We start from the raw sequence: 6,022 nt of genomic DNA, 5'->3' as shown, positions 1-6,022 counted from the left end.
AAGAAAAACGTGGTCGTCGTGGAAGTATCGGAAGCGTACACCAGCAAAACCTGTACCAAGTGCGGGCACATCCACACTAAGTTGGGTGGCGCAAAGGTGTTTAGATGCCCAAAGTGCAACCATAGGCTACCACGAGATTGGCAAGGCGCTCTGGGTGTTATGCTCAGAGCTTTGCGGGATACCGCCTTTCTGTTCGGAGACGGACAGAATGCTATCGCTTCACCGTTGAGCAGTAATGCTCAGCAGTGTTCAGCGTAAATGTATCAGTTTTGCCTGCTGCATCAGAAGTTAACTGGGGATCCCCATGTCTGGGCAAGATGTCCATTAGGATGAGTTCCAGGGGCTGGCCAGCGCGGGGAACCGGCGTAAAGTGGGCAAAGTGGGATCTGCCGAGCGCTGGGTTATGGGGAAAGCTTCAACAAACTCGCAGGCGAGGTTGCAACACCATGGCACCAACTTGGCAAACCGATGGGCACACTTGGTTTCTTCTGCCCCCTCAACCCCGCGCTGTCGTTCACTTTCTGGGTGGAGCTTTTGTGGGAGCTGCCCCGCAAGTGTTCTACAGCCGCCTGCTGGAAGAACTGGCCCGTATGGGCATGGCCGTTGTTGCCACCCCCTACACCACCGATATCGATCACGCCCAACTGGCGCTCAACGCAGCCCAATCTTTGCACAGAAGCCTGCAAAGCAAGGGTTTGCTGGAGTTGCCCCTGTTTGGTTTGGGTCATAGCCTGGGCTGTAAGTTGCAGATCCTCTCTTGTCTGGCCGTTCCTTCTCTGGGATCCCAGCGGCGAGGCAATATTTTCCTGGCCTACAGCAATGCCGGGCTAGATCGGGCTTTGCCATTGCTGCGGCTGTTGGCCCAAGCTTGGCCTCAACAACAGCTTGCCGATCTGTGGCGGATGTGGATGGGATCCTCCTCGCCGCCTGTGAACCTGTGGTTGGAGTTCGAGCCTTCCCCGACAGAAACCAACCGCTTAATTGAGGAGCAGTATCCGGTTAGAAACAACCTGCTCGTAGAATTTCGACAGGATGATATTGACGACATTCCTCTGCTCTACCAACAGCTTTGCCGCAAGTATCAAGGCTATACCGAGTGGCAGCATCTCGAGGGGGATCACCTCACTCCACTGGGTTTTAGCTATCCTTTCCAAGTCGGGGAGGAGTTCAGCCCCATCGATGCTTTTGGACAGTTGATCTACCAGAACCTACTGGCCCCCAACCACCAAATGATCCGAAGCATCCGAGCCTGGCTGGCAACCCAATTGGCCCATTGACATTCTTCCCACGGCTCAAGTCAACGGATTTTTTCACAGCTTGCAGGATTTCTCCCGCTCACTGTTAGCAAGCGGGCGGCAGGTCTTGCTACTCCATCCTTGCGGATGCAGGAGGATGCCATAACCCCAGATACTTTGGCCTTCCATTTCAAACTAGATTGAAACACTCCCTAAGCGTTCTCCGCTGCCGCCCTACCCCCAGCAAGAGAGGGGAGCTAGATGGAAATGTTTCATTCCGGCTTAAAACGACTATAAAAGCTGCGTCACAACCTCGCTAGCGGAGCTACTGCATTGGTGTAGCTCATGACCGCCCATTTACTGATCAAGCCAGCTCAAATCGGAGAGCAGATCTTGAGAGTAAGAGTAAGGGGAGGAAGGTTGCGCTTGCAGATGAAACAACATCTGAAGGGTATCGCTCATCAGAAAGTAACAGGTCAAGACGCCGCCGGCAGCCACAGCCACCAGTGTCCCTGCCAACATGCGCGAGAACTCCTGACTCTGAAAAGCCTGCTCCATCAAGCGCAGCGCCCAGAATCCCAGGAGGACAACAATGGCAAGGATGATCAACATATCGTAATTTATTGTAACAAGCCTGCTGCTCAACGGCCATTGACAGAATTGAATAAGAACATAAGGACTCCCCTTGTCCCTCATGCTCCATGACTCTGAGTCAGTGTACAGAAGGGCTTGGCGTGCCTGGATTTGCAGCCCTTTTCGGTTGCCCTTGCTGCAGGCCATGAGCACAAAAGGGATCCCACCAGCGAAGATTGCAGGTTGGGCCGGCGTTCAAGCGGGCTACAGCCGACGCCCGTTATCGGAAATGCGGGTGGATCAGGAGCTGATGTGGCTGATTCAGGTAGGGCTGTTGCGACGGGAAGTGGATGGGCAGGGGATCACGGATCGGTATCGTCTGGCACCTCTGGGTCGGCAGTTGCTGCAAGATCTGGAGAGGGATGAAGCTTTTGCCGGGATCTCGGCAAGCTGGGCAGACCGCCTGCAGAATAGGCTGACCCGCTGGCGGCTGCTCCCCTGAGGATCCCCTACACTGGATCCAACTTTCAACGCCGCTCTCGAGGGGGGATATGGTACGGCCAAGGTTGATGCGTGTGCCCGGATCCCTGGCACTCCAACGTCCACTCCAAACCTCTTTGCAGCGGCGCAGCCAAGCAATTAACCGGCGCAGCAAGTCTATCTACCGCAAAACCCGCTCCCTCTACCGACGCAACTTGCCCCTTTATCTGCGCAATTTGCTGTTGCAATACCGCACCAGCCTTATCTACAACCTCAAAGTCAGGCCCATATGCAGAACTCGTCGAGGGTAGCAAGCCCCCCTCTGGATCCCAGCACAACAGTCTTCACCCCGTCGGAGTTGGTGATGGAGATTGTCCACCCCCAAGCCTGTGTAACCCCGTAGGAGGGGTACTTCTTGCAGGAGACTATTGGATTGTGAAGCGGCCAACTCCCACCTTCTCGCCGTTGACATGAATCTCGACGCGGTAGCGGCCGGTGTAGGGTTGGCTGAAGCTCAGAAAGCCTCGCACGGTATCGGCCAAGGGATCCCAGGGAACATCTAGCCTGCGGATCAGTTGCTCGCCCCCGGCTTCTCCGCCCTCGTAGTACCAGAGTATCTCCACCTTGGCGTTGACAGGAAGGTTGCCCACCGGCAAGATGGCCCAGATCAAGGTGTCAGTGGTCTTGAACTCGGTTGTGGCCTCGCCAGGGCTGCCGTCCCCCCGACCTCGGTACAGGCCGATTGTCCTTAGCCCCGCCCCTTTGGGGATCTCTCCGCTGTAGGCACGGGCATCCGCCTGCGCAGCCTGACCCAGGCGATCCAGCTCGGCCAGCAAATCTTCCTGCTGCTTCAGGGCATCGGTTGCTTCCTGCAGCCACCGGGCGATCTGCCGCTCTGCGGTTGGGGCTTCCGAAACCGGGGAAGAAGGCTGTGCAATCGCCCCGCCGAGGTTGCGAATGGGAAAACCCTGAGCTGTCCCCACCTCGCTGCCCAGTAAGTTCAGCCAGCGGCTTCGCACTTCGGACGTCATCTCTGGCTTTGCGGCATAGGCAATGCGCACACTGCCGCTTGGGCCTCGGGTGATCCGGCCAATCTCATGTTCCTCAACTCCACTCACCGTTCCACGACAGCCAGCACTGCGAAACTCGTAGAGCACATCTTCTTCGCTCTCCCGATGGAACTCCCAAGTCGTTTGGGGACAGTTGGCCAGGAGGTTGTCCCGCATGTGGTTGGCAAGAAAGCGCGGCGATCCCTCGACATGAACGTCCATGACGGAGAGCATTTCTCTCCAAGAGGCCAAGCTCTCTCCAGGCCGTATGAGAAGGGTTAGAGTAAGCCCTTCCAGAGCTTGATGATCGGCGAAAACCCATTCCCCCGAATCCCCTTCGATAACAACGTTTCCCGAGGGGCTGATGAAAGCGGATGCAAACAGCAGGCTGGCAAAAAGATTCAACACAATGCCCTTCCTTATCCTGGGATTTGCACCTGAAAACGGGACAGGAGAGCTTTCAAACTGCTCACTGGGCAAGCAAAGAAGGGCTGAACAAGGTCGTTGCCGTTTACAAGGCTCACCTCAGAAGAATCTTGATAGATTCCTATAGCTTGATTTTGCTAACCTTACCCAAATGTTATTGACTCCCCAGAACGCCGACTAGCTTAGCACAATTTAGCTCAATTCTGAACCCTATTGTGCAGAAATGTTGTGTTTTTCTGATGAGTATATCCATTTACATTGAAAAGACAGCAGCCTGTTCGTTCAGAAACCTCATGGCAATTGAAAGCTGGTTACTGTAGTAAGTCACTGCGGCCAACTGAAGAGGAGATCTTTCCGGTAATTAGCCAGTTATCCCCCAAGGTCTCCAGCCGCGGCTCCACCAGTTGCCAGCTTTGGTTGACATCAGGGATCCCCTCGCCTGCTACCGGGGTTGGCGCATCGGCTCCCCCCAGGATCTTGGGAGCGATGAAGGCGGCTACTTTCTGGATCGCCCCATCTTTGAGGGCTGCCCAGGCCAGCGTGCCCCCGCATTCCCAGAGGGCACTCAGACACCCCCGCTGAAAGAGCACCTGTGCCGCCCGCGAGGGGGTTACTTGGGGCAGATGCAGCAGCTCCACCCCCTGCTTGGCCAGGGATCCCCACAAAGGATGGGTTGCCACAGCTTCTGTGATCACCAACGTCGGCGCTTCTTCCACCTGCCACAGATGGGCGACGGGAGGTAGGTTCAGGGAACGGCTGAGGACCACCCGCAACGGCTGGGATCCCTGCAACTCCGCCAGGCGACAGGTGAGGCGCGGGTTATCCTGCCAAACGGTTCGGGATCCAACGATGACGGCATCATGCCAGGCCCGCTGTTGGTGTACCCACTGCCGCGCCGGAGAGTTGCTGATCCAGCGGCTGTGGCCGGTGGCGGCGGCGCTCTTGCCATCCAGGGTCATGGCGTATTTCAGCAGGCCGAAACACTGTTGCCGCACAATGGCGAAGGCAAACCCCTCGTTCAGCTCCTGGCACTCCCGCTCCAGCACTCCCACCGTCACGTCGATCCCCGCCTCCTGCAGGCGGCGGATCCCTTTGCCAGCCACCAAGGGATTGGGATCCTGCATCCCCACCACCACCCGCCGGATCCCGGCAGCTAGGATGGCCTCGGTACAGGGAGGGGTACGGCCATAGTGGTTGCAGGGCTCCAGGTTGACGTAGAGCGTTGCCCCTCTGGCCAGGGATCCCGCCTGTTGCAGAGCCAACACCTCCGCATGGGGCTGCCCTGCCCCCGGATGAACGCCTTCCCCCACCACCCGATCCCCCTGCACGATCACGCAACTCACCCGCGGATTGGGAGAGGGACGCTGAGGTGTGGAACGGGCCAGGGATAGACACCGTTCCATCCACTGCTGATCCGAAATCATAAAATGGGCATCCGCTCCAGAGCGGCTCAAGCCGGTGACAAGGCTGCCAGCTTGCGGTTGAAAGCTGCAATTGCCTTGGATTCTAGCTCTACCACCTGCAATGCGTAGTCGCGGGCGCGGGCCTTTTGTTCGTTGCTGACAATCTCTCCCGAACGCAGGCGATCCAACAAATCGAAGGGATCCAACACCTCATCCATCGGGAAGCGGCCCAGATGAATCATGATCGGCAGGCATATTCTTCGCCAAGAATCAGAGCGGAAGTGAGCGTGGGTGATTCCCTCTCTCCCAGCTTGAGGGTGGGACGAGCCTTGCGGCCAACCACCACCTGGCGATGGGTCTCGATCACTGCTCTGGCCCGATCCAGATCTTGATTTTTCCAATCCACAGCCAGCCTGAGGCGATGGGCGATGAAATCCGAAGTGGCGATGTAGAGGAGAGAGGGATCGATGAAAGCATAAGCCCGCGTCTGGGCAGTTGACACCACCGTTGCACAAAACGCCGGGAAGGTGATCCCCGCCTCCACCACCGTGGTCACCCCTGAGCGGATCCCCGCCTCATCCGCCGGCAGACAAAAATCCCCCACCGACGTGAAAACCCAGTTGCCCGATCTCGTCCAATCCCTGGTCGGGATCCAGCAGATGTGCGTTGATAAACAGGGTGGCAGCCACCAGAACTCCTGTCAACAAGGCGTTAGACCGGTATTGCGGCAAGGTAAAACACTTTTTTCTTGCAATTTGTAGGCTCAACTACAAAATCCGACGCGGAGAAGACCGCAATCTGAGCGTGATACCTGCTACATCTGCCGTTTCGACAAACAGGCTCTAATATTGGGATG

9 protein-coding genes are annotated in these 6,022 nt (G+C 57.0%); 4 read left to right on the top strand and 5 right to left on the bottom strand.

Annotation, left to right across the window (positions count from 1 at the left end):
* Together NW849_RS04565 and NW849_RS04560 are read left to right on the top strand one after the other, a co-directional pair.
* The coding region (locus NW849_RS04565) for a zinc ribbon domain-containing protein (protein WP_414356165.1) at positions 1 to 258 on the top strand (258 nt) is incomplete at its 5' end.
* 188 nt (positions 259 to 446) lie between these two features.
* On the top strand, positions 447 to 1,277 hold the full coding sequence (locus NW849_RS04560) for a DUF1350 family protein (protein WP_414356164.1): 831 nt from the start codon (positions 447 to 449) through the stop codon (positions 1,275 to 1,277).
* Between the two features lie 315 nt (positions 1,278 to 1,592).
* Here the strand turns inward: NW849_RS04560 and NW849_RS04555 are convergent, their stop codons facing one another.
* On the bottom strand, positions 1,593 to 1,847 hold the full coding sequence (locus tag NW849_RS04555; RefSeq protein ID WP_414356163.1) for a hypothetical protein: 255 nt from the start codon (positions 1,845 to 1,847) through the stop codon (positions 1,593 to 1,595).
* Positions 1,848 to 1,929: 82 nt separating this feature from the next.
* Between NW849_RS04555 and NW849_RS04550 the strand changes: the two genes are divergently transcribed.
* Both NW849_RS04550 and NW849_RS04545 read left to right on the top strand, forming a co-directional pair.
* Positions 1,930 to 2,310: an Npun_F0494 family protein gene (locus tag NW849_RS04550; RefSeq protein WP_414356162.1), complete on the top strand. Its 381-nt coding sequence runs from the start codon at positions 1,930 to 1,932 to the stop codon at positions 2,308 to 2,310.
* A 49-nt stretch (positions 2,311 to 2,359) separates the two neighbouring features.
* Positions 2,360 to 2,599, top strand: a complete 240-nt coding sequence (locus tag NW849_RS04545; RefSeq protein ID WP_414356161.1) for a hypothetical protein — start codon at positions 2,360 to 2,362, stop codon at positions 2,597 to 2,599.
* Positions 2,600 to 2,713: 114 nt separating this feature from the next.
* Here NW849_RS04545 and NW849_RS04540 read toward each other — a convergent pair whose 3' ends face one another.
* From NW849_RS04540 to NW849_RS04525, 4 genes are all read right to left on the bottom strand, one after another.
* Positions 2,714 to 3,745, bottom strand: coding sequence for a hypothetical protein (locus NW849_RS04540; RefSeq protein WP_414356160.1), 1,032 nt, complete (start codon positions 3,743 to 3,745; stop codon positions 2,714 to 2,716).
* A gap of 329 nt (positions 3,746 to 4,074) precedes the next feature.
* On the bottom strand, positions 4,075 to 5,187 hold the full coding sequence (gene ribD / locus NW849_RS04535; protein WP_414356159.1) for a bifunctional diaminohydroxyphosphoribosylaminopyrimidine deaminase/5-amino-6-(5-phosphoribosylamino)uracil reductase RibD: 1,113 nt from the start codon (positions 5,185 to 5,187) through the stop codon (positions 4,075 to 4,077).
* A 26-nt stretch (positions 5,188 to 5,213) separates the two neighbouring features.
* The gene (locus tag NW849_RS04530) at positions 5,214 to 5,408 is read right to left on the bottom strand and encodes a hypothetical protein (protein ID WP_414356157.1); all 195 of its coding nucleotides are present in this window, start codon (positions 5,406 to 5,408) and stop codon (positions 5,214 to 5,216) included.
* Positions 5,405 to 5,770: a hypothetical protein gene (locus NW849_RS04525; protein WP_414356156.1), complete on the bottom strand. Its 366-nt coding sequence runs from the start codon at positions 5,768 to 5,770 to the stop codon at positions 5,405 to 5,407. The genes NW849_RS04530 and NW849_RS04525 overlap by 4 nt, the downstream gene beginning before the upstream one ends.
* Positions 5,771 to 6,022 lie beyond the last annotated feature (252 nt).

The organism is Synechococcus sp. R55.3, from assembly GCF_047461975.1.
GTDB lineage: Bacteria > Cyanobacteriota > Cyanobacteriia > Thermostichales > Thermostichaceae > Thermostichus.
This window is presented reverse-complemented; position numbering and strand designations above follow the sequence as displayed.